Genomic DNA, 24,022 nt, shown 5'->3' with positions numbered 1-24,022 from the left:
TAATGCCCGAACAGGCTTCGCGTGAGTGGTGGGAAGAGTTATTTCAGGTCTATGAATTTGCTCATTATCGGCAATACGCCGATGAGCTAACCCGCCGTGAAGTTGATTTTCTGATCAACGCCCTCGGCTTACAAGGCGTTGAGACAATCCTTGATCTAGCATGCGGCAATGGGCGGCACAGTCTGATGCTGGCCGAACGTGGCTGGACGGTGGTTGGGCTTGATGCTGCGGAGTCGGTGATCAGCCATGCCCGTACAGCAGCCACCGAACGGGGGCTGAATGTCGAGTTTGTCACCGGCGATATGCGCAGTTTACCCTACCACGAGCGCTTTGATGCCGTTTTGTTGATGAACAGCAGTCTTGGCTTTTTCGACGATGAGACGAATCAGGCCGTCTTGAACGGCATTGCGCACACTTTAGTGCCCGGTGGCAAGCTCTTGTTACAGTGTCTCAATCCCTACCAGATTGGTCGTTATCTGCATGACTTTCGGAGTGGCTGGTATCCCATTGGAAGTGGTTTCGTTTTACGCGAAGCCCGCTTTGACCCGCGCCGGGCAGTGCTCGAAATTGATTACCGCTATGTTGATGTCAGTCGTGGTATTGATGTTACTCATCCTGGCGATCAGATTCGACTATACGGGTTTCCGGAATTAACAGCGATGCTACGCACTGCCGGACTACGCCCGCTCAGTGTGTTCGGCGATACAAGCTTGCCGCCAGTTCCGTTCGATGAGACGAGTATCTGGCAGGTGGTCGTTGCAGTTCGCGACCGACCGGTCGCGAGGGAGGCAGAGGATGCGGATTGCGCTGATCGGTGAATTTGAGGCAGCGTACCATCCTGAAGCAACACCGGCGTTGGTGTTACACCATCTAATCCGTGGCTACGATGCTGTGGTGCTGAATGCTGATGAGGTAGCTGTACTACGCGAACTGCTCGGTTCGGTGCAGAAGCGGATTCGTGAGCTGGGATCGTACCGTCTCATCCTTGGCGCTTCCGGCGATCTGGCTTTTTATACAGCCTCTGGGCAGCGGAGTGCATATCTGAATGCTGATCAAATGCGGCAGTTAGCACGTCTGATCGATGCCTCACCACCCCAACCGGCTGAAGTTCACCAGTAGCGTAAGTGCACCTTTTCGGCAAGTGCGTTGACGGTAGCGTAGGCGATGTGGCCGGGAGCCAGCGTTTGGGCATCGGCTGCGCCACAAGCGGTAGCCAGCCGGAGTGCCGTAGCGAGTGGTTGCCCGCGTTCAAGCGCGATAGCCAGGCCGGCAAAGAATGAATCTCCGCAACCAATCGGGTTTTGAACCGATACTGCCGGCGGGGTAGCTTTGACAACCGTTGTTCGATTGACACCAATCGCACCATCGGCACCAAGTGTAACGATCACCTGCTCGATCCCTTCCCGGTGTAGACGGATGGCGGCCTGGTAAGCGGTGTGTTCATTATTGATATGGTCGCCGAACAGACCCCCTAGCTCTTCGCCATTGACCTTGACCACGTCCGGTTGAGCGGTAATTGCCATTGCCAGCGCTGCACCGCTGGTATCGATCAGAACCCGTTTTCCTCGTATACGCAACGCTCTGATTAATGCTGCTAGCGTTGATGCTTCAACCCCCGGCGGGAGGCTACCACAAAAGAGATGCCACGTCGCCGGATTGTCTAGGATCGCTTGCTCGAACGTTACCCACTCCGTAGCAGTAAGCTGTGGCCCAATTTCGTTTAGGACGGTGACCTGTTGCGTAGCCAGATCGACGACCAACGTACAAACTCGTGTCTCATCGCCGATAGGAACATCACTGAGCGCTAAACCCTCACGCCGAGCCAGGTGTGTAGCCTGTTGACCGGTAAAGCCACCGAGTGGCGCCAGGATCGACGCAGTAACACCAAGTGACTTCATTGCTCTGCCTACATTCAAGCCTTTGCCGCCAGCCGCGATCCGCGATTCTTGTACCCGTTGCGCCTGACCAATCTGGAGTGCGGGAACGACCAGTATCCGATCAATTGCTGGATTGGGTGTAATGATGAGGAATGGTGATAGTTCGCTCAGGTCGTTATATTCTATCATCGCGCAAGACCTGCTTTCAAATGTTGAACGGATCAGTAGAGGCGAGGCACCGCCTCGCCCCTCCTACCTCCCAATGGACGGGCACAGGGCTGCTCGCCCCAACCGAATTCTGTTGCTGCAACAGGGTATGTCGGACAGGCGCTCCACGATCATCACCGTGGACACCTGTCGGGGCGAGGAGGCGCCTCGTCCCGACCAGTACCCGCCACCCAGCGCATCGACCATTCCCACGTTGCCTACCCCGCAACGCCACCATCAGACGCATCCCGCCGCCCTCTTCTCGGCGCAGCGACGCTGCACCCCGACCAATCTTCTGCTGCGATAGGAGATTTCGGATAGGCGCTTGATATTGTTCGCTGATGGCAGAGCGACGCCTGCTTCATTCCGATCAGCAAAGGACTGAAAGCAGCAACATTAACCATCACTTTCCCAGAAATCCGGATCATACGCTGGCAGTTCACAGCGTAGCTTCGGATATTTGCGGTAGCCCATCACAAAATCGGCCTGCAACAACTCTTGCAGTTCGCGAGTGCCTTCGTAGATAATCGCACCGCGCGCATTGCGCAAATACCGTTCAACTGGATACTCATCGGCGTATCCGTATGCACCGTGAATCTGAATGGCATCGTCGGCAGCCTCAAAGCTACTGACAGTCGCATGCCACTTGGCTAATGTCGTCTCACGAGTGTTGCGAATACCCTTATTCTTCATCCAGCCCGCCCGGTAGACGAGGAGCCGCGATGTATCGAGTTTGCGCACCATATGACTGATCATACGCTTCACGAGTTGATGTTCAGCAATGGGAACGCCAAACGTTTGTCGTTCGCGGGCGTAGCGGATACTCGCCTCAAGGCTGGCCTGGATCAGACCGGTTGCGCCAGCGGCAACGGTATAGCGTCCATTATCAAGCGCAGCCATCGCGATCTTAAAGCCTTCCCCCTCTTCACCAAGCCGGTGCGAGAGCGGTACCCGCACATCGTTGAAGACAACGCCGCCGGTGTTGCCGGCGCGTACTCCCAATTTGCCGTGAATGGGGTAACTGCGGACACCGGGCATCGAGCGCTCGACGATAAAAGCAGTAATACCGCGTGGCCCGGCGCTGGGATCGGTCTTGGCAAACACCAGAAAGTTATCGGCCAGATCGGCAAGGCTGATCCAAATCTTCTCACCATTGAGAACGTATTCATCACCTTCACGGCGGGCGGTCGCCTGCATCGCTGCGGCATCAGTACCGCTATTGGGTTCAGTGAGACAGTATGCAGCCAGCTTCTCACCGCGCGCCTGCGGTACCAGAAAGCGTTGTTTTTGCTCTTCCGTTCCCCACTGAAAAATCGAGAGTGAGTTTAGCCCGGTATGCACACTCATCACCACACGCAGAAAGCTATCAACACGCTCAAGCTCCTCGCACACCACGGCAAGCGCCAGATAATCCATGCCGGCCCCGCCGTAGCGCTGCGGAATACAGATACCGAGAAAACCCAGCTCTCCCATCCGTTTCAGAACCGGACGCAGATACGGTCGATCCTCTGGCCCTTCCGCCTTTGCGCCGCTTCGATCCCACTCGCGGATGTATGGTGCTACTTCCCGTTCGGCGAAGTTACGCACGGTCTGGCGCAGCATCTCGTGTTCGGGGCCGAGAAACATATCGTAATTTGCCGTCAAATCCATTGTGATACTCCTTTGTATCGGGCAGCGCAAAAATGCACGCTTGCCGTTCGTCGAATACTCTGATTATACCGCGATTTGGGGGCAAGGCTCTTTCCTTCGCCAGTAGTTGCACAGAGCGACAAGAACACATTCACACCCCTGCCAACGGATAATCACCGATCCGTATGGTCACCTGGTAGCACGGGCTGAAAGGCCGTGTTTTGGGATGAACGGCTGGAACCCTCACCCACCTCATCAACCCCTTCCTCATCTCTCCCCATACCAGTACATCTGCTACAGGCCCCTCCGCGAGCAGGTTGGGAACCTGATTCTATCTTTCCGGTGAAGGGTATTGTCCTCCGTACTCCCTGCTCACTTCTCACTCCTCACCTCATTTCCGCTCTCTCCGCTCTCTTCTCAATTATGCACCCCTTGTGCTATAATACAAACCGACCGGTCGGTCGGTATAAGTACAAAATTGAGGAGAGTACAGCTTATGAACAGTGAACGACAGCGGAATCAAATTCTGGGACTCCTATTTGTCGGTGTCTTAATGGCAGCGCTCGATATTGCGATCGTTGGGCCGGCATTGCCGGTCATTCAGCGCGTCTTTGCCGTCGATGAACGAGCGCTGTCATGGGTCTTTTCAATCTACGTATTGGGCAATCTGGTTGGTACACCCACCATTGCTGCCCTCTCTGATCGCTTTGGACGCCGTCTCTTGTACGTCGCCAGTCTGGGCGGATTTGCCCTCGGCTCACTGTTGGTTGCTATCGCACCATCTTTTACCCTACTGTTGGTAGGTAGGCTAGTGCAGGGAGTCAGCGCTGGTGGTGTCATTCCGGTCGCTAGTGCCGTTATCGGTGACACATTTCCACCCGAGAAACGGGGATCAGCCCTCGGTTTGATCGGGGCGGTCTTCGGGATTGCCTTTCTCATCGGGCCGATTATTGGTGGATTGCTATTACTGCTCGGCTGGCAATGGCTCTTCCTGGTCAACATCCCAATTGCAGTAGTTCTGATTCTGTTCAGCCTGCGGCTCTTGCCCGGACGCACGCGCACAACGACGACACCGTTCGATATGGTAGGGCTGGTAACTCTTGGCATCATGCTAACGGCACTGGCTTATGGGTTGACCAGCCTCGAGCCAGATCAGCTTCGCGGCGGGACATTACCACTACTGGCGATAGGTGCGCTGATCGTGGCCGCCGCACTTGTGCCGGTATTCATTGCCGTCGAGCGACGGGCTGTCGAGCCGATCCTGCAACCAGCCATCTTTCGCTCACGGCAAATCTGGTTGACAACAGCATTAGCCATCGGCGCAGGGGTCGCCGAGTCGTCTATCGTCTTTGTACCAGCATTGCTGACCGCAGCCTACGGGGTAAGCAGCTCAACGGCCAGCTTTATGCTCTTACCAATCGTGCTGGCAATGGCTGTCGGTTCGCCGATTTCGGGGCGTATGCTCGACCGGTTTGGCTCGCGGATGGTCGTGAGTGTTGGAGTTGTGCTCAGCGGGATCGGGATGGTACTGCTGGGAGTGTGGTCAACCTCGCTTGTCATGTTCTACATTGCGTCAATCGTTATCGGCTTGGGGCTAGCAATCTTACTGGGCGCAGCGTTACGCTACATCCTGCTCAACGAAGTACCGGCCAGCGAACGTGCCGCTGCGCAAGGCTTGCTGACGGTTACTATGGGTAGTGGTCAGTTGCTGGGGGCAGTGTTGGTCGGCTTACTGGCAGCAACCGGTGGCGGTGCAGTTGTCGGCTATAGCTTTGCATTCCTGGTGATTGGAGTCATGATGCTGATCCTCACACCGCTGGCACTCGGGCTGAAGAGTCGGGCGGCTGAACGGGCGACGGCACTGGCAGGCGTTCATTCATGAAATACACCGTCGTTATCGGGCGGGGCGGGGCCAAACCCGCCTTTCTTGTATGTTCCTCAGCCCCCACAACTAGGCGCAGACCGGCGACCTGCGTTCGTAGGGAAACGGTGGGGGCCAGGCAACCTGATGACCCTCGTTGTCAACTGCCTGCGACATCGGAGTACAATATAGGATAGGTATATACCGGCATTATTATCACGAACCATCGTATGAGTCGACAACAGCATTCAGAACAGACTCGGAACCGGATTATCGATGAAGCGGCGCGCTTGATCGTGACGTATGGCTACGACGGCATTGCCATGCGCGAGATTGCCGAAGCTGCCGGTTTATCGAAAGCTGGCCTCTACCATCATTTTCGTGATAAAGAAGACCTCCTGGTCGCAGTACTGAACAACTGGGCGAACGAGATGGCGGAACTCGTTCAGTCTGCTGAACGCCAGCCAGATACACGCAGCCAGTTGACAGCGTTGATCCGGGGGTTGTTTACTCAGGCACCTGCTCAGCGGGCACTGCTGCGGCTGAGTAATCACGATTTACCTCGTCTGAGCACAACTGCCCGTGCCAGTATCGAGCATTGCTATGCCAAGGGGTTAATTGCGCCGATCTCAGCCATTATTCGCGCCGGCATCGAACGTGGCGAGCTGCGACCGGTTGACCCTCATACCGCAACCTGGTTGCTGTTGGGGATGCTTTACCCATTCTTTCACACCGAACAAGCTAAACCTGAGATGCAAGGTGATGTGGTTGCCGAACTGATCATTACAACCTTCTTCGATGGATTGGCGCAGCGGTAGTCAAGCGAGCCCGTTGCGCAGCGCATAGATAGCGGCCTGAGTCCGATGTGCCAGGCCGAGTTTGCGCAGAATGCCGGCAACATGTGTCTTTACCGTCTCTTCACTCACCGACAGCCGTACAGCAATTTCGGCATTGGTCAGCCCCTCTGCCAGCAGTCTTAGCACCTCGCGCTCGCGTTCGGTCAAGACATCGCTACTTTTCATCGTCTGAGCCTGAATGATACGCTGCATAAGCGTTGGTTCAAATATTGCTTTACCCTGCACTGCTCCCCGCACTGCTTCAAGCAACTGCTCCGGCTGGCTGTCTTTCTCGACATAGGTGATTGCACCGGCACGCAAGGCACCAATGACGCGAGCGTCGTCAGCGTATCCGCTCAGGATGATGATTTGCACCTGTGGGAGAAGGCGCTTTAAGCGACGAGTGGTTTCGATGCCGTCGATACCACCTGGCATAAGCACGTCGATCACAATGACATCCACCTGCCAGCTCTCTGCGAGTTGTAACGCTTCCTCTCCACTACTGGCCTCCCCAACGACAATAATATCGGGTTGAGCGGCAAAGTAGGCGCTTAATCCGCGTCGAACGATTTTGTGATCGTCAACGAGAGCAACACGGATAGGATTCATAGGTTGTCTCTCTATTTCTTGTACTCCCTCCCCCTACGCTCACAGACGCAGGGGGAGGTTGATAATACCCGACAAGGGTTCCTTACAACGTCGATGGGTGACTCGCCTCTAGTGTTATTCTCTGAGTTTTGCCGTAAGTCAGGCTACGCCACACCCACTCCAATGGGCCGTACTGGAAGTGGCGAAGCCATAAGCGGCTGATCCCGATTTGCCCTACCCAGATCACGATACTGATCAGCAACCCGGCGAAGGCGCCTACCTGTCCAAACAACCCCAGTCCATAACTGTAGAAGATCAGGGTACAGATGATTGATTGAAGGATGTAGTTGCTCAACGCCATCCGACCTACTGCCGCCAGCGGTTGCAGACGACGGCGCCAGGCAGCAGTGCTCGTTAACGCTACGAACAGTGCCAGATACCCGTAACTCAGGATTGGGCCAGCAACCAGTATCAGAACAGGCCACAATCCTGCCAGTGGTGATAAGGGATTCGTTACCTGAATCTGCCACGCCAGTGCAAGATTGACGGTCAATCCTGCTACAAGGCATACACTACCAGCAGGTAGCCGACGCTCAGACGCTGGCTTTTCGTTCAGACGCTGGAAGATCTGGCGCTTGCCGAAATACATACCGATCAGAAAGAGCGCCAGAATTTGGAGCATACCTCCGTTCAGGAACAAGAAAAACTGGAAAAGCAACCACTCAATGGTACGCCAGACGAAGATCTCCCCCCACGAGCCACGGGCGTAGATTTCGATAGTGCGCTGCTCCAGGTCGCGAAACATCGCCATTCCTTCTGCCGCGCCGCTCATGTCACCCGCCAACAGTGTGCCTAGGGCCACGAAGCCGGTACCAAAGATGACCGGAATTGCGACCAGGACGCCTGCCCAGATCAGGAGCGTGCGCGGTTGAACCTTGCGGAAGAGGAGCGCTACCAGCCCGACCAGCGCATAGACGAACAGAATGTCGCCGTTCCAAATGAGCAGCGCATGTATCAGACCAAATCCCATCAGGACCAGCAAGCGGCGCACCATAAAACGCCCCGGATTGCCACCAACCGCCTGGATGCGTTCTATTTGCATCCACATACCCAGCCCGAAGAGAAATGAAAACAACGGGTAAAATTTCCCGGTAGCCAACGCCATGATGAGGAACTCGGTTGCATAATCGAGTACACTATCGCCGCGTGGTGTACGAGTGAACTGGGCGATATACGGGAAACTGAAGATACCCATGTTGACGATCAGAATACCCAGGAGCGCGAATCCGCGCAGGATGTCGAACAGGTCAATCCGTTCATGTGCCGGGGTTGGGGTGATGCTCTGTTCCATCACAGTTCCTTTCCATTATAAGCCACTAGACTCCGGTTGCAACTCATACCACGAATGAAACCACCAGTTGAGGTTCAGGCTGTCACTTCCGCTGCGCCAGGGCGCGGATGCGCTGCCAGGAGATGATCACCTGCATCGACAGATAGATCCATGTACCGAGCCACCAGGTTCCGAACCCGAAGATCGTCCACGGCGCAATGGTCGGCAGCATACCGGCGCCGTTATCGAACGCCGTGTTGGACGTGTCGAGTCCGCTCCATGCCATTGCCGTCCCTAAGAAGCCTCCCAGGATGCCGGCAATGTTGGTGAGCAGGAAGGTGAGGTAGAGCGCCATCGCCGACTGCTGCGCTTGAAAGGTTGACCATTCGCCAACACGTGCTGTAAGAGTACGTTCGACGCGCCACTTGATCGCCAGTAACACGAGCGCAATCACCCCCATTGCTATCGCGACTGGCGGAATGTTCATCCATATAAACCATCCAATCGCAACACAGAGTGCGTGGTAGACCAGCGTCAAACCACGGGCGATCATACGTAACCGGCGCACCTGCGCATCGCCGACCGGCTCGGCGACCGGTTGCTCTAGTGCCTCCAACCGCCGGATCTGCCGCCGGGTAAGAAAGATGTTGAGCATACCGAGAGGAATAAGCAGAGGATATCCGAGTGCAAGGAATGAGATGAACCAGCGCTGATCGAGCTTATCGTGGAAGAGAGTAACTGCCTGTATCGGCCCAAATAACCCGCTGTAGACCAGAACCTGAAAAACGACCATAAATCCAAGGAGGAAGTAGTATTCGCGCAACTGAGTCCGCAGCGCAGGCATCGTTGCCCATTCAGTCAACCGGGCATCGAGCACCCGGTAAAGGCGCACAAGACTAACGATGGCAACAACCAAAGCAACGGCGATGATCAGCCCTATGGCAATGCTACGTAGTGAGAAGGCGAACCATCCTAGCAAAACCATTAGAAAGATAGCTGTCATGATGTCATACGATCGCAACACCTTCCGCCAGATCGAATCTGGATCATGCTTCAAAGTACGACGGCGCCAGTTCCATGTTGCAAATGCCAGCGGCACACCGGCGATGGCACCGACGATCCCGAAGCTTGCAAGATAAGATAGACCGCTTCCGGTGATCGCAATCAGTAACGGGAATAGAGCGAGCACGAACGCAGTTCCCGTCAGTGCAGTCAGACCACCTGCAACATAGACATGCTGAAGGTTTTCTTCTTTCATACGTCGTTCCTTTTCCTTATCAGCTTCGAGTTCCAGGAGTGGAATGCGAAAGCATACGGTGGTTCCGGCATTCGGTGTCGAGCGCACCGCCAACGTTCCACCGATCGCCTCGATGCGCGTGCGCATGTTGGTCAGCCCCATGCCAGAAGGGGTTGTCGCCGGATCAAACCCCTGTCCGTCGTCAGTGATACAAACGTGCAGCACCTCACTTCCGTTCGTCGTCTCGCAAGTCAGGGCCACCTGAGTGTGGCGAGCCCGTGCGTGGCGCGCCACGTTCGACAGTGCCTCTTGCACAACGCGAAAGATGGTTTCCTGCGCGCCGAGCGGCAGGCGGCCCTCATCGGGCAACACATCGTAATGCAGCTCGGTGGTCACTTCGGCGCGAAAGCGCAGCGCTTCGAGTTGATCGCGGATGGCTTCGATCAGGCCCACGGTTGCCAGCGGTTGCGGGCGCAGTTGGGTCAACAGCGCTTTCATCTCTGCCATCGCCGCCTGCGACAGGTCACGCACATGCTGAAGGTGTTGCACTATGGCTTCAGGGTTGTGATGAAGCAGACTTTGCGCCGTCGCAGCAGCAACATTGATGCTGAACAATTGCTGCTTGATGGTATCGTGCAGATCACGCGCCAGACGGTTGCGTTCCTCTTGGATGGCAGCCTCGCGCAATTGGGCGATCAGTGCCGATTGTTGCTCACTAAGATCGCGCATCCGCAGTTCGATTTCTCGCCGCAACTGAGGGATGATCGCCTGTCGTAAGGTTAATGTAACCAGGAGCAATACTATTCCCTGCCCAACAACGACTGCCAGGGCTATGAGACGGGCTACCTGACGCGATGCTGGTGGAAAACCTGACCAGATGGCGATCAGATCCTGCCCGGAAACAATCAGGAGCGTGGAAGTTACTGCTAGAACTCCAAAACCGGCTTTCAGGATCAGGATGATCAACATCGCAGTTGAGGCTTTTTGATGTTGAGAAGGACGAACGCTCAATGAGAGCAGTACGCTGATGATCCCAATTGCCAGAAACGCGACGCCTATTACCCAATCACCGATAACGATGGATCGTGCACCAAATCCACCTAGAAACCCGCTTGTCACTACCACCAGAGCTGCAGCAACGATTTCGATCCGTCTGATACTTTGATCGCGATCTACCATCATAATCGGCTCCACCTGCTCTATCCAACCGAATGTACAGGAACAGCATACAGGGAGCGGTATCGGTATGCTACCCTTGATACGGTGAATTCAGCTCACTCGTTTGGGGGAGGGATTTGGGAATCGATACCTATGGGGTTGGTATGACTTTGACCGGACGATGCAAAAACGGTGGGACATCGATGAACACCTGGGTGCGCGAGCCGCCAGCCCGCGTTATGTGGAGGTTGGTCCCCACCCTGACCGTGCGCTGACGAGGATAATCAGCGCATCGACGAAGAGCCTGACCGTAGACCACCGTCGGAACAGGAAGCTGCCCCTTCTGCACGCGCTTCTGCTCCTCTCCCCCTCTTTCCGCATCATCTGCTGAGTCGAAGGCAAACGTTTAACAGCCCCAGCACAACACCCCACCACCTTGACAAGCCGTCAGTGCTCTACTACACTGGCAAAGCATTGAACAGCATCCGCATAAGGAGTATCGCATGGCGCGGGTGGTCGCCGTTATCAATCTCAAAGGTGGAATCGGCAAAACCACAACTGTCGTAAACGTCAGTGCTGGTCTGGCGCTGAAGGGCGCTCGCGTGCTGCTTATCGATATAGATGCCCAGGGTAATCTGGCAATGGCGTTGGGTGTGCAGCCAAAGCGTACTCTGTATGAAGCGATTGTTGATCACAAACCGTTGGCCGATGTGCGCGTGTCTGCTCGCCCTAACCTCGATCTGGTTGCTGCCAACGAGAGCTTACTGCTGGCTCATCAGGCAATTGCTGGACGGGCCGATTGGGTGCGTGTGCTCGAACAATTGGTGCGGCCATTGCGTCAGGAATATGACTTTATCTTCTTCGATTGCGGTGGTTCGCTGACGGTTCTCAATCAGAATGCGTTGATCGCAGCAACCGATGTCATTATTCCAACCACTGTCGAGCCGTTTGCGATCAAGGGTCTTGAGAAACTGATAGCCCAAATTGGTCGGGTGAAAGGGGGAACGGCAGTTGTGCGGGCAATCATTCCGACGATGGTCGATCCCCGAATGAAGCAGTCAATTACGTTGCTCGCCCATCTAAATCGCACCTATGGTCAATTGGTGTTACCGCCAGTGCGGGTGAATGTTCGCCTTTCTGAAGCTTCAGCCGTGGGCAAGACGATTTATGAACACGATCCGCGCTCGCGTGGTGCTATCGATTACGCACAGATTGTTGAGTTGTTGAGTAAGATGTGGAATATGCAACCGGCCCGGCTGGTTGCCGCGCAACCACCCGCACCACCAATGGCTGCACCATTGGTAACAGGAGATGGCGCTGTGCAGACAACCACTTGCCCGAATTGTGGTCACGCTCTGCAACGAGCAACGGTCGCCGGATACCGGATTACCTACTGTACGAATTGTCGGTACCGTCGGCAAGAGCTTATCAATGGTGATCGATAGCAAGCAAAACCGTTGAGTGCAGGGGCAGTAAGGACACCGGATCACCTGTGTTATCTGAGCGAAAGTTCTCCCATTTGTTGTATCGGTTGCTGTGTGTCGCAACGATGATGATCGGTGTTGGCGGCTACTGGTTGATTCAGCGTCGACCAGTGAGTATTGCGCAGGGGATCATCGTCGTTGACGGCTTGAGTTGTCTGGTACTCTTCAGCGCTGGGCTGCTGGTGCTAACAATACCGGTTCAGTGGCGACAAGTATGGCAATTGCTGGCGCTGATCGGGGCAATGACCAGTGGGCACATTGCTGGTCTGGCAGGTGGGTTACTGGCTGCAACAGCTCTCAGTCGGCGGTGGGATCATCGGCTTGCCGGGCTGGCATTGGCCGGTGGGTATCTCGGTATTGGCGGAAATGCCACTTCCTGGTGGATCACACTGAGCGGTGATGGCCTCAATAGTGTGAGTTTTGTCAGCTTACTGGTAGGGGCAGCACTTGCGGTCGGGGCGCTCGATGGCGCGATGAAGCGAGTCTCATCATTTGAGCCGCTGATGGCGCTGACAGCGTTGGCTGCGCTGCTTCGTCTCTACAGTGTGGGGCCGTGGAATCTGGGCTGGCAATTTGCGACGTTATTAGTGGGAAGTAGCCTGGCATTGCACGCTGCCTGGCGAGCCGTAACTGCTCAAGATGCCCAAGACACCGAAGTCTGGTTACAGCGTGGTATAAGTAGCCTGGCGCTGATTGCAACCGGCTGTGCTACGCCGGCTGGTGTAGTCGCCACCGGCCTGCTTGTGCTCCATCTCAGTGTGCGACAACTGGGCCAGCCCGCTCTGGGGATCGCGCCATGGGCTGGCTGGCTGCTTACCGGTGCTGTGCCGGGATCGCTCGGCTTTATGGCGTTCTGGTCGGTCAGTGCAGCAGCAATGGCTGCCGGAATCGCCGTGCTGGCTATGGTGGTCTGGGCAACGGCACTCTGCCTCATGCTGGCCGCTGGACGCCAAATCAGTGGGACCCCACAACGACGTGGTGCATTAGCGGCTGTCATTAGTCTGGCCGCAGGTCTGGCAACGCCGATCCTGGTACGCTGGATGCTACGTCCCCTGAGTGATCACCTTCAGGGAGGCCTAACTCCCTACGGCGCCATTGAACCATGGGGGTGGGCCGGTCTACTGGCACTCGATGCCGGGTCGCATCCTGCTGCAACTGCACCCGGTCTGGTACTCCTGATCATGTTAGGACTGATCGGGGCGCTGGCCTGGGTAATCATTCGTTGGCGAGAGCGAGGATGAGCGATATTCTCGGCGCACTTGGTCAGGCATGGTCGCGACTCTTGCTCTACCCCGGTGGCCTGAGTGCAGTGTTGATGGTGCTGATCGTCGCACGTTTGCGCGGGATACCACTGGCAACAGTTGGGCCATTCACCCTGCTCGATCTCCTCCCATCGTTGGGCGTTATCACGTTGCTGCCCCTGACACCAGCCGCACCGTTTGCCTACGGTCTTGATGTTCCAACGGCGCTTCTAATGTTGTTGTGGCCGTCGTTCCGTCGGGCAGCAAGAGAACGGATCGCGCCACAACAGATGCTCGAATGGTATCTCCCACTGCTAATAGCGGCAACAGCTTTGGTCAGCGTAACGACCACGCTCGATCTGAGCGGCCTGCTACGCTGGCCAGCCGAACCACTACGCCAACTTTGTTTTCTGCTTGGGGTACTGGCGTGGATCGCAGCCTTGCCACCGGTCACTTCACTGCAAAGCAATCTGGCAGGAGCCTGTAGTGAGGTGGGATTGTTGCTGATCGGGGTCTTACCACTCATCGCCGGTTTGAACACTCTTCCCATCACGAGAGAGATACCATCATTGATCCTGGTACCGGCAATGCTGATCGTGGCCGTCATGGCTGCCAGTGGCGCTTGCAATCTCTCGTTGCCTGCTCGGTATCTACTCGCCGGTATCGCACTTCTGGTAAGCGGATTTCCCGTCAGGTAAACCTGATTCATGCGGCATCCACCGTGCGATACCCACCATTCCCATGCGGATGAAACGTATCGCTCAGATTCGCGATGATGGTGCGGGCCAGATTCAACTCAGAACGCAAGAGCTGGCGTAATGTCTGGGCATCACGATCTTCCCACTGCTCAAATAAATCAACCATCGTCGAGCTAACCAACTGCACGGCCTCCAATTCGACACGCTGACCGACCGGTTGATATATTCGACGCACTTCAACCGAGATCCCTTCGCCGTCAACAATCTCGGCGGGAAAGTGCCGTTCAAACGCCTGATAAACGGCTCGCTGAAACATCCGCACCAACTCAATATCGCTGCGATCACGGTGATTCGTTAGGGTGACCGTGTACGTCAGGGTCAGTTCAAGCGGATCGGCAGGAAGGTCCCGTCCTTCGCTGATCAATTGATGTACAGGCGACCAGGTGAAATTAATTTCTAACCATGGCGGCATCGTCGCCAACGTCAACGGCTCGGCGTGTTCGGGAAAGAGTTCTATTTTACAAGTACGATCATGCGTCGCCGGAATGACGCTCTCTATCAGCGCATGCTCGTGCAGACCGACGCTCAGCCATGCATCTTCCAGCGCCATCACGAGATCGTCGTAGGTTACCATCAAAGCTACTCCTTGCGTCAGTATCATAACCTTTTGATTGTACCCCAGTCTGGCAATGATAGCAAACCTGTTTATCATCCAGGACATGGCAACGTTTTCATCCTACCCGGCAGCAGGGAGCGGATTGGAGAGGCAATTTCCGCCCTGCTCCCACTTGCTGCCATACCATGGCACACTGTCGGTCACTGCACGGTAGGGGTGAGTTCCGGTCATCGCACGACACAGACCAACGCTCTAACCGACTATGAAGCCAACTGCCGCAACTGCGCTGGATCAACCAGAATGATTGCATCATCAACAACACGGATCAAGTTTGCTTCGCGCATATCACCCAGCGCTTTAGTGACAGTCTCACGGTATGCGCCGATCATCTCAGCCAGTTGCTGATGCGTGTAACGCACGAGACTTGGTGGTGTCATGCCGTCAGCCGAGTCACCGGCCAGATCGAGCAATAAGGCAGCGAGGCGTTGCGGTACACTCTTGAATGCAATATCGGCCAGGCGCTGCTCCATCGTGCGGAGACGCACACCCATCAGCTCCATCACATCAATGGCGGCACTGGGATAACGACTGAGAAAGCGCCGTAACGACTCTCGTTCGATCTGTGCCACCACACAGTCAGTCATTGATTCCGCGCATGTGTCGTGGGTTCCCGTTCCAATGAGTGCCATCTCGCCAAAGAGACTCGGCGGATGCAGAACTAACAGCGTTAGCGCACGTCCTTCGGGCGACAGCTTGTAAATGCGAACCCGACCCTGTTGCAGAAAAAAGACATGGCTACCGACCTCGTTCGGCAAGTGAAAGATGTGGCCTGCCGGATAGGATGCCACCTGCAACAACGCCTTTAGGTCGGCGCGAGCAGCCGGATCAAGATCGTGAAACAGATTTAGAATATCGCTTGCCTCCGTCATTCTTGCCTCTCTGCGGCTATAAAGCGTGTACCACCGTTGTGCAGACCGGCCAGGTTGACAATCCGTACACTGGCTGCACCACGGTTCAGGGCTGACAGGGCTGACCGCACTTTCGGGATCATGCCGCCACTAATAACACCGGTAGCAATGTAAGCTTCCACCGCAGCCGGCGTCAGAGTTGGGATCACCTTTCCCTCAACCAGAACACCGGGGACATTACTGATAAAAACTAGTTCAGTACTACCGAGTTCACCGGCAATCGCTTCGGCGACCATATCAGCATTTACATTGTAGCTCAGACCATCCATGCCCAACCCGACCGGAGCAATAACCGGCAACCAGCCCAGGTTAAGTAAGGCGCGTAATGCAGCACCGTCAACGGACGTAACTGTTCCCACCCGACCTAAATCGCGACCAGCCGGGCGGTACGGTTCACAGCGCAACAAGCCAAGATCGAGGCCACTCAACCCCAACGCTTTTACCCCAGCCTGCACCAGCGCGGTCACAATTCGTTTATTAATCGTACCGCAAACGACGCGCTGCATAATATCCATAATCGCCGGTGATGTTACACGCAGGCCATCAACAAACTCGACCGGTAACCCGGCCTGCTCAACCGCAGCGCTGATCTCTTTCCCGCCGCCGTGCACCAACACTGCCGGCTGCTGAAGATCACGAAGAGCGACTACCAAACCGTCGAGGAATGTCGGGTCATCAAGTTCATGACCACTAACTTTCATCACACTAATCATTGTCACCATGAAGCGTACCTGTTCTGTCAGATTGATTGACCAACCAATTTCTGCTGTTGTACAGCCACCCGATGCGCTAAATCGCGACCGGTGTACCTGATCAATGCCTGCTGATAGTGGAGTGTGCTCCAGATCGGGACAAGCGGCATTGCCACGGCCAGCCCAATCACCCAGGCAATTGCACTTAGCCCACGGGTAAGCGGATGTTCAGTACCAAGGAGTAACCCAAACGGCACCGGTAATAAAACACCGATTGCTACCGTCACGATCAGGGCAATGGCACTGAAGATCAACGCTGCACAGATAAAAACCAACAGATTATATCCGAAACGAGTGAACAAAAGGCTCCACGATACACGAAAAGCCTTACGCAGCGAAAGGGTACGATCGAGTAGCGGTTGTGCTCCGTACAATGCCGCCAGCAAACCTGCACCGACAAACACAAAATAAAGGAGATACGTTACCAGAAAAAGAAATAATAAGAGTGGCAAAAACAATGCACCAAATAAAGAATTGGTCATGACACTCACAAAAAGAATGATATACAAAACAAAAAAGATCACACCACAACTTATACCAAAGAAAAATCCAAAAATGACAAAAAAGATCGTCATCCACATCATCGCCAACAGACCACTGTACCCGACCGCCAACAATCCACGCCCAATTTGGGGTCGCTGCCAGATCACGTTACGGAGCGATGGTGGATGTCCAGCAAGTACCAATTGCATCGCTCGGATGAGCGGTGGTGTCATAAGTAGGGGCACTAACAGCAGACTGCTAGTAAGGAGCAGAATATCTTCAACGCTGGCTTCAAACAGGTCTTCGATAGTAAACAAGAGTTGAAAGGTAATAGTCATTGCTGGTAAGCTAAAAATGCCTGCCAGGGCCAGAAAAGAACTTACGTGACGCCGATAGATCATCACACCGGCGTCGAGCAAGATGATCACTTCATCGAGCATTGCGCGGAAATCGCCTGCCATAGAATAGTCACCGGGCTACAGTTCGTGATGATAGCATACCACAGATAGTTAGATAGATCGAAGTCGCAGGTTAAGCGGAAAGCACATTATTGTTCAAGGTTGTCTTCTGAAAAGCCACACTGATCCGGCATCATCTTGATACACCTGGGAAAAACGCGAATGATCTGAAGCCATCCACTCACTCTCCGGCCAGATTATTGTCTTATCATTAAAAACGACAATGAGATCGATTTGATTTTCAATCAGATTCTGCAACCACATCTCTCGATTTGGTTCACTGCTACGGTTGTCAGGGAGTGAAGTAATGGGCTGATTAGGAGGAATTGGTTGCTCAACTTCGTGGAGAAGCTGTCCCTCGCCAACATTTATCGCCATGACGCGATTTTTTATATGATGACCAACCAGCGGTAGTGGAACATTCGTCCCAATGTAGGCAATGCGCTGGCCCGTTGTATATTCGTTCACCCATCTCCAGATGCGACCTAAATGAGCGTAATGTGCCCGATTGTAGGCAAAAAACTCATACCGGTCGTACCATTCTAGCCCTACAGATAGTGCACACATGAGACTGAAGCTGCTCAAAATCAACACCAATCGTGGGCGTTGTAACCAGCGATTATAGATATACTGGCCAAGATAAGCAAATACACCGATACCGAGCAGATATTGAATGACCGTCCAGGCCGGTATTTGTTTGGCATAATCCCACAACACCTTGCCAACGTTTAGATCGAAATGGAGGGAAACAGGAGATGGCTCGAACAAGTTGGTTCCCATCGATAGTGCGCTGGTAAGCAAGCTAATGATAATTCCGATACATGCTCCCATGAATAGCCATCGCTGTTTCATCTGTTCAGAAGAAAGGATGTCAACCGAAACGAAATGAGCGACCAATAGCAAAACTAATAACATTGGCGCTGCTAGAAAGCGAGGAGATTTGATTGGTAGTTGCACCATGAATATAAATACGTAGGAAATAATCAACAAGAGTAAGAATATGTGTTGAAGTGACCATTTCTTCTGAAGAATTGATCGGAAAATAGAAGGGATTGCCAGGATGAGCAAAATGCTTATATTGAAATATCCTGGCTCGAACGGTAACAGATGTAAATCATAGATAGCAAAAGGATGCAGCATACTATCAAGTATTTTCTTATCAATAACTCCAGGAAAGGAGAACAAACCGATCGTCAAGCGATATGGATACAGCGGATTACCTGTTACCAGCCAATTTCTTATATAACTGAAACCTCCAAGGAGCACTATAGGAATCGCAATGGCTGTTATACCAGCTATGGCGTATCGCCAGGATACTCGACATTGCCGCCAGAGGATCACTGCAATCCATGGCAAAAACAGGCTGCAAAAAGCAATCGCAAAACCTTTCACACCAATGGTGAGACCAATGGCAATTCCGGCCAGTACAATGTCCCTGATGGTCTTTGTGCGACTGGCACGCAAGACAGTTGCTAAAGATATTAACCAGCTTGCTACGAAGATCACATCGTTTGTTGACCAAAGTGTGCCGGTAACGTTGATCATTGGGACAAATAACGTTAACAACGCGGCCCATCGTGCTGCCGTTACCGGCATATCACCTTGTCGAGCGACGGCGTATAGCCCAAGCGCGGTGATTAGCACAAACGGTGCCTGCCCGATATCGGCAATGGCGAGCGAGTCAAAAGGGAGCATGAGCCATAGGTAAAGAAGACTGGAGTTGACAGGATAATATGGCGGAGCGGTATCGCCAAAAGGAAGTGGTACCATGGTAAGCGTACCCTCGCGGTACCATGTTGCCGGAAAGTAGATATGATAGTTCAGTGAATCCCAGTTACCGGGAGGTGCTACTAAATTAATCGTCGTCAGTAAAACAATGAAACCAATGCCAACGAACAGGAGGTTTTGTTCGAGGGTTGTCCAATTTTTTAGGATGGTACCGTAGATATGGTGATTTGAAGGTGTGACTGGATTATACAATTTTACACATATATATGCAACGGAACTTGTAAGTAACACAAGGAGTATAGAGTAACGTAACGAAATCATTCCAAAGAAATGGAGTGTTATCAGATAGATAACTATCTGCGCCCAAATTAGAAGGGTAATTACTAGAATTTTTTCATATCTCTGATAATTATGACTGAAAAACGCCTTCTGAAACCATAACGCATTAATGACAACCAGGGCATTAATGAAGACTCCGAGAATAACCCGCACAAAGGTAACTAAGAGAGTTAATTCTGACATCTTATCCACCCATACCAACAAACACTGTAAGAACGCGGCCCCGATTATAGCATGAAACCGTTTCACAAAAATGGCTTCGTAAGTTCTAAAACCAATGAGCAGCACAGGTATTGTCTTCGGCTATACCCTGGATGAAGTCGTCTTTTATTTGCACCACATCTTTTAGATGAGTTTGTGGCAGGATTAGTCATCACAGATACAGCATACTCTCGAGGTCATTTTGTGCAAAATCTCTCAACAAGTTCGCAGTATCCCCCGATCCCCTCAGCACACAATCTGATCACTCTCAGCCACCAGCCGCAGCAACTCAGCTTCGCTCAGATCGGGCCGCCGTAGCTCAGCCAATATCCGCCGCAGCTTTTGCTGATCGATGGGACGAATCGCCGCCAGTTGCGTAACAAATGCCTCATCATCGAGTGTCTGTGCAATGCCATACGGCTGGGCAAGGCGCCGCCGGAGCATATACCGGTAGTGCTCCGCCGCATACGCAATCTGTCGCGTCTTGTGAAGCATCATCGCCATGCTGTCAATGTATTCAGTACTGCTCCGACGGGCAACTTCACTCCGTAGTGGTAAGGGACGACCAAAACGACGACTGCTCGCTAGCAGGTAAAGACCAACGACGGTCACGCTGTAGATCACTGCCCAACCCAGCGGATGGTTCAACAGCAGCGCACGCAGATCGGCATTCGGTACAAACCCGTGATGAAACTCGTCAAACACGATACGCTTGTCGGCGGGCAGCCAATGGAGCAGATTGAGGAGAAAGGCCGCCGATGTCGGATCGCGCAGTCCGGTGTTGGTAAACGGGTAGAGACTTGCCACCACGATAACATAACCCTTCCCCAAACGCTGTCCGGCAACGATGGGTTGCCCTTCTGCGAGTGCAAGTGGCGCCAGCACTGATTGTGGTGCAGTGCTCGCTATCGCGACACACGTCTCTAGCGAGAAGTTCTTTAACGCTGGTGAACCCAATGCCGGATGAATCGCTGTCGCTGAAGAGATACACGTGCTCCTTTTCAGTTCTAGATCAAAGACTGCTAGGAGCGGCGCTACAGCACTACGCGGTGTCGGACGATTATCGGCTATCACCAGAACACCACCATTCTGAACCCAGTTGGTCACAGTTTCTACATGCGATGGTTCGTACCGTTCACTCGGTCCTAATACGAACAGCAACCCATCCGCATCGGTAAGCACAAAGGGACGGTACGCCAGTCGATCAATGCGACCGCTGTACATCCGTTCAAGCCAGCGGTAGAGAGCCAGAACGCCGTTACTGTCGCTGCTGAACGAGGTTGTCCGACTGTTCAGCGTTCGCTGACCGCTCTGCTCGGCAGTGTATGCCGCAAAGGCACCCAATCCGAGAAAGAGAATGATCAGGACGATGACATCAAGCCGTAGCTTCATGATAGGTTCCTGTTTGCCCAATCAACGTCGCTACCTGTTGTTCGTATGCGCGAAAGGCTTGCTCTTCGATGGTTTGTAGCCCGTACCAGACCGCCTCGAACGTAGCGATGATCGGCGTCAGTTGTGTGTAGAGTGGTGGTTGATCACGAAGCCGGGACAGGTATTCGCGATTCGTCAGTTCACGTTGGAAGGATAACAGCTTCTGCTCATCAAGCCAAAGCAATGCCGCCAGGTAGAGGTAACGAACGGCATTCCGCCGATCTCCGGCCCGTCGCGCCGCTTCAGCCATTCGCTGCGCCTGGCTGAAGGTGACCGGTTCTGCTTCAACGCCAGATTCAGCTATGCCCACCACCGGCCGTAGTGCGCGTCGCATATTCCTCGCCCAAAAGAAGATCAGACCCCCGAACAACAGCGCTGTAATCGCCAGTATTCCCCACGCAACCGGCGTTATCCACGAGGGATCGCCCGGCGTTGGCGTTACGGGCATGTCGGGAAGATCAGGGAGCAGGTCAGCCAGACCGTCGAGCAACCAATCGAGAAAGCGGGTAAACCAGCTCTCAGACTGATCACGGTTGAACGGCGGTTCGTTCAAGACCGCTTCCCAATGTTTCAGTGCATCGGTGACAACCGCTGTACTCGGTGGCAACGCATCAATCAGTGCTCCTAATCGGGCTGCAATCGCCGATGTATCCGGCGCCGACGGCGCTAACGCCTCTGCCAGCCAGCGGTGATCGACATGGGCTGTCTGACCATCAGGCATCCGAACCTGGTTGATCGCCGTCAGTTCAGCGGCCAGCGTCTGCAACTCTAACAAATCGCCACGCTGGGCAGCAGCGTAAGTAGCACGTAACAGCCGATCATAATCGGCCAGCGATAATTCCATCGGTTGCGCAAAGATGTGAACAGGCCACAGCCACCAGCTTATTATCCAGATCGCAATGCAAAAAGGTTTGAGTCTCATCAATTTTATCCTTGACCGTTAGAAAACTTTACGGTATAGTAAAAACAAGAGCGTAACAAAACCTGTGCAACTTCTTTATCGTGGGAGGATGACCAATGGCCCCGCAACGTCGGGAAAAGCTGAACGGTATTTGGATTTCAGACATCTCGATCCGTCAGCCCGTTTTTATTACCATGGTGATGCTTGCATTCATCACCTTTGGTATTCTCTCATTCCGCTCAACCCCCGTCAATCTGCTGCCGGAAATTGATGTTCCCATTATAGCGGTAAGTGTGACCTATCCCGGTGCTGGCCCGGAAAGCGTTGTGGATCAGGTTGTCAAACCAATTGAGAATGCAGTCAACACGCTTGCCGGTTTAAAGCACATCACCGCACAGGCGAATGAAGGATCGGCGTTGATCATTCTCGAGTTTGAAGCCGGTAACGATGCCAAACAGCTCGAAGAAGACGTTCGCCAGCGCGTAAACAGTATTTTACCTCAATTACCTCGTGATGTTCGCCAACCGGTATACCAACGCTTCGATCCCAATCAATCACCGGTGATGCAGATCGCAGTGGCCGACACCTCCGGTCGTTCACCGCTTGAACTGCGAACCTTGATTGATGAAGAGATTGTTCCGCTCATCCAACGTGCTCCTGGTGTTGGTTCGGTGACGGTATCCGGTGGTCAGCAGCGACAGATCAACGTCTGGCTCGATCTGGCTAAACTTCAGGCCTACGGTTTGCTACCCGCACAGATCAGTCGTTCACTCCAACAGGCAAACGCGAATCTTGGCCTTGGCACATTGGTTGAAAACAACACCGAGATCAGTCTTCGCGTACCATCGCTTCTGCGCAGCGTCGAAGACATTGCCCGCGTACAGATTTCAGGGACACCTTATCGGATCGGCGATGTCGCTGTTATCGAAGAGGGGGTAGCCGACGTTACGACCATTTCGCGCCTGAATGGTAAAGAGGCGATCATTCTCAATGTCCTCAAGCAATCCGGCGCCAATACGGTGACGGTTGCCGATAACGTCTATCGGGCACTTGATCGGGCATTTGCTGCCTACCCTGAACTTACCTACTCTATTCCGCTTGACACCTCAGAGGCGGTGCGGTCGTCGGTGCTCTCCTCGTTGGAAGAGCTGGTGTTCGCCTCAATTGCCGCCTTTCTGGTGGTCTGGTTCTTCTTCGGTAATTTACGCAGCACCATCATCACCATGTCCGGTCTACCGGTCATTCTGATCGGTACGTTCATCTTCATGCCGATCTTTGGCCTGACGATCAATCTGGTCACGCTCCTCGCCCTCTCGCTCTGTGTCGGTCTGGTGATCGACGATGCGATTGTAGTGCGCGAAAATATTTTCCGTCACCTCGAACGGGGCGAGAGCGCCCGCGTTGCCTCATCACGCGGTACGTGGGAAGTCGGTCTGTCGGTCGTGGCGATGACGCTCACCATTGTCGCCGTCTTCGTACCGGTGACGTTTGCTGAAGGCGTGGCTGGGATTGTCTTCAAGTCGTTCGGCCTGGTCGTTTCGATAGCCATTCTGCTCTCGCTCGCCGAGGCCTTTACGTTCGCTCCGATGCTCTCGGCAAACCTGTTTCCGAATATCAAGCTAAAGCCAAAACCGCATCGAGACAACCACCAACCAATTGTCGAGGTGCCGATTTCCGATGAGGTGAGCGAGCGCGACATTGGTCTACTGCAAGAGGCCAACGAAGACCCCGGACGTATGGGGCGTTGGTACGGTAAACTGCTCGGCTGGACACTAGCGAGTTTGCGTAACCGGCTGATCGTTGTTAGTGTGGCCATTGCCGTGCTGCTCCTGAGTGTCTGGGTTGCCAGTGGGCTGAAACTGACCTTCTTCCCTGAACAAGACCCACACGAGTTTATCATGCGCTTTGAATCAGCACCTGGTACAACATTGGCCGAGACCGATCGCCTTGCCCGACAGGCCGAGCAGATTCTGCTGAATGACCCGGCAGTTGAGAATGT

20 protein-coding genes are annotated in these 24,022 nt (G+C 53.9%); 8 read left to right on the top strand and 12 right to left on the bottom strand.

Annotated elements, in window-relative coordinates:
• Positions 1-2: 2 nt before the first annotated feature.
• Together JE47_RS0104180 and JE47_RS0104175 are read left to right on the top strand one after the other, a co-directional pair.
• On the top strand, positions 3-818 hold the full coding sequence (locus JE47_RS0104180; RefSeq protein WP_031458539.1) for a class I SAM-dependent methyltransferase: 816 nt from the start codon (positions 3-5) through the stop codon (positions 816-818).
• Positions 796-1,119, top strand: coding sequence for a hypothetical protein (locus JE47_RS0104175; RefSeq protein WP_031458538.1), 324 nt, complete (start codon positions 796-798; stop codon positions 1,117-1,119). Before JE47_RS0104180 ends, JE47_RS0104175 begins: the two co-directional genes overlap by 23 nt.
• Here JE47_RS0104175 and JE47_RS0104170 read toward each other — a convergent pair.
• Positions 1,110-2,066: a 1-phosphofructokinase family hexose kinase gene (locus JE47_RS0104170; RefSeq protein ID WP_035418968.1), complete on the bottom strand. Its 957-nt coding sequence runs from the start codon at positions 2,064-2,066 to the stop codon at positions 1,110-1,112. The genes JE47_RS0104175 and JE47_RS0104170 overlap by 10 nt on opposite strands.
• Positions 2,067-2,480: 414 nt before the next feature.
• Positions 2,481-3,734 carry an acyl-CoA dehydrogenase family protein gene (locus JE47_RS0104165; RefSeq protein ID WP_028459591.1) on the bottom strand — a complete coding sequence of 418 codons (1,254 nt, stop codon included), beginning with the start codon at positions 3,732-3,734 and terminating at the stop codon, positions 2,481-2,483.
• 475 nt (positions 3,735-4,209) lie between these two features.
• Here JE47_RS0104165 and JE47_RS0104160 point away from each other — a divergent pair, with 475 nt between their 5' ends.
• Together JE47_RS0104160 and JE47_RS0104155 are read left to right on the top strand one after the other, a co-directional pair.
• Complete coding sequence (locus JE47_RS0104160) at positions 4,210-5,595, top strand: MFS transporter (RefSeq protein ID WP_031458536.1); 1,386 nt, start codon at positions 4,210-4,212, stop codon at positions 5,593-5,595.
• A 209-nt stretch (positions 5,596-5,804) separates the two neighbouring features.
• Positions 5,805-6,392, top strand: coding sequence for a TetR/AcrR family transcriptional regulator (locus JE47_RS0104155; RefSeq protein ID WP_031458535.1), 588 nt, complete (start codon positions 5,805-5,807; stop codon positions 6,390-6,392).
• Here the strand turns inward: JE47_RS0104155 and JE47_RS0104150 are convergent, their stop codons facing one another.
• From JE47_RS0104150 to JE47_RS0104140, 3 genes are all read right to left on the bottom strand, one after another.
• On the bottom strand, positions 6,393-7,019 hold the full coding sequence (locus JE47_RS0104150) for a response regulator (RefSeq protein WP_031458534.1): 627 nt from the start codon (positions 7,017-7,019) through the stop codon (positions 6,393-6,395).
• Positions 7,020-7,101: 82 nt separating this feature from the next.
• Positions 7,102-8,349: a DUF418 domain-containing protein gene (locus tag JE47_RS0104145; protein ID WP_031458533.1), complete on the bottom strand. Its 1,248-nt coding sequence runs from the start codon at positions 8,347-8,349 to the stop codon at positions 7,102-7,104.
• A gap of 82 nt (positions 8,350-8,431) precedes the next feature.
• Complete coding sequence (locus JE47_RS0104140) at positions 8,432-10,747, bottom strand: sensor histidine kinase (protein WP_236631131.1); 2,316 nt, start codon at positions 10,745-10,747, stop codon at positions 8,432-8,434.
• A 479-nt stretch (positions 10,748-11,226) separates the two neighbouring features.
• Between JE47_RS0104140 and JE47_RS0104135 the strand changes: the two genes are divergently transcribed.
• The 3 genes from JE47_RS0104135 to JE47_RS0104125 all read left to right on the top strand — a co-directional run bounded on the left by JE47_RS0104135 (position 11,227) and on the right by JE47_RS0104125 (position 14,146).
• Positions 11,227-12,168, top strand: coding sequence for an AAA family ATPase (locus tag JE47_RS0104135; protein WP_031458531.1), 942 nt, complete (start codon positions 11,227-11,229; stop codon positions 12,166-12,168).
• Between the two features lie 77 nt (positions 12,169-12,245).
• Positions 12,246-13,448, top strand: coding sequence for a hypothetical protein (locus JE47_RS0104130; RefSeq protein WP_236631130.1), 1,203 nt, complete (start codon positions 12,246-12,248; stop codon positions 13,446-13,448).
• Positions 13,445-14,146, top strand: a complete 702-nt coding sequence (locus tag JE47_RS0104125; RefSeq protein WP_031458529.1) for a hypothetical protein — start codon at positions 13,445-13,447, stop codon at positions 14,144-14,146. The genes JE47_RS0104130 and JE47_RS0104125 overlap by 4 nt, the downstream gene beginning before the upstream one ends.
• 7 nt (positions 14,147-14,153) lie before the next feature.
• Here JE47_RS0104125 and JE47_RS0104120 read toward each other — a convergent pair whose 3' ends face one another.
• The 7 genes from JE47_RS0104120 to JE47_RS0104090 all read right to left on the bottom strand — a co-directional run bounded on the left by JE47_RS0104120 (position 14,154) and on the right by JE47_RS0104090 (position 22,044).
• Entirely contained in the window at positions 14,154-14,780 is a 627-nt protein-coding gene (locus tag JE47_RS0104120; RefSeq protein WP_028459582.1) for a hypothetical protein, read from the bottom strand.
• 242 nt (positions 14,781-15,022) lie between these two features.
• Positions 15,023-15,691: a Crp/Fnr family transcriptional regulator gene (locus tag JE47_RS0104115; RefSeq protein WP_031458528.1), complete on the bottom strand. Its 669-nt coding sequence runs from the start codon at positions 15,689-15,691 to the stop codon at positions 15,023-15,025.
• Complete coding sequence (gene argB, locus JE47_RS0104110) at positions 15,688-16,449, bottom strand: acetylglutamate kinase (protein WP_035418974.1); 762 nt, start codon at positions 16,447-16,449, stop codon at positions 15,688-15,690. The genes JE47_RS0104115 and argB overlap by 4 nt, the downstream gene beginning before the upstream one ends.
• A 20-nt stretch (positions 16,450-16,469) precedes the next feature.
• Positions 16,470-17,426 (bottom strand): hypothetical protein, encoded by a 957-nt coding sequence (locus tag JE47_RS0104105; protein ID WP_031458526.1) that lies wholly within the window; start codon positions 17,424-17,426, stop codon positions 16,470-16,472.
• Positions 17,427-17,519: 93 nt separating this feature from the next.
• Positions 17,520-19,673, bottom strand: coding sequence for a glycosyltransferase family 39 protein (locus tag JE47_RS0104100; protein ID WP_152555991.1), 2,154 nt, complete (start codon positions 19,671-19,673; stop codon positions 17,520-17,522).
• A gap of 264 nt (positions 19,674-19,937) precedes the next feature.
• Positions 19,938-21,083 carry a DUF4350 domain-containing protein gene (locus tag JE47_RS0104095; RefSeq protein WP_031458524.1) on the bottom strand — a complete coding sequence of 382 codons (1,146 nt, stop codon included), beginning with the start codon at positions 21,081-21,083 and terminating at the stop codon, positions 19,938-19,940.
• Positions 21,067-22,044, bottom strand: a complete 978-nt coding sequence (locus JE47_RS0104090) for a DUF4129 domain-containing protein (RefSeq protein ID WP_031458523.1) — start codon at positions 22,042-22,044, stop codon at positions 21,067-21,069. Before JE47_RS0104090 ends, JE47_RS0104095 begins: the two co-directional genes overlap by 17 nt.
• Before the next feature lie 95 nt (positions 22,045-22,139).
• Here JE47_RS0104090 and JE47_RS0104085 point away from each other — a divergent pair.
• Positions 22,140-24,022, top strand: a 1,883-nt coding sequence (locus JE47_RS0104085; protein ID WP_031458522.1) for an efflux RND transporter permease subunit, incomplete at its 3' end; no start/stop codon positions are given.

This window comes from Chloroflexus sp. MS-G, assembly GCF_000735195.1.
Lineage (GTDB): Bacteria > Chloroflexota > Chloroflexia > Chloroflexales > Chloroflexaceae > Chloroflexus.
The sequence above is the reverse complement of the archived record's forward strand: the minus strand, read 5'-3'. Positions and strand labels throughout refer to the sequence as shown.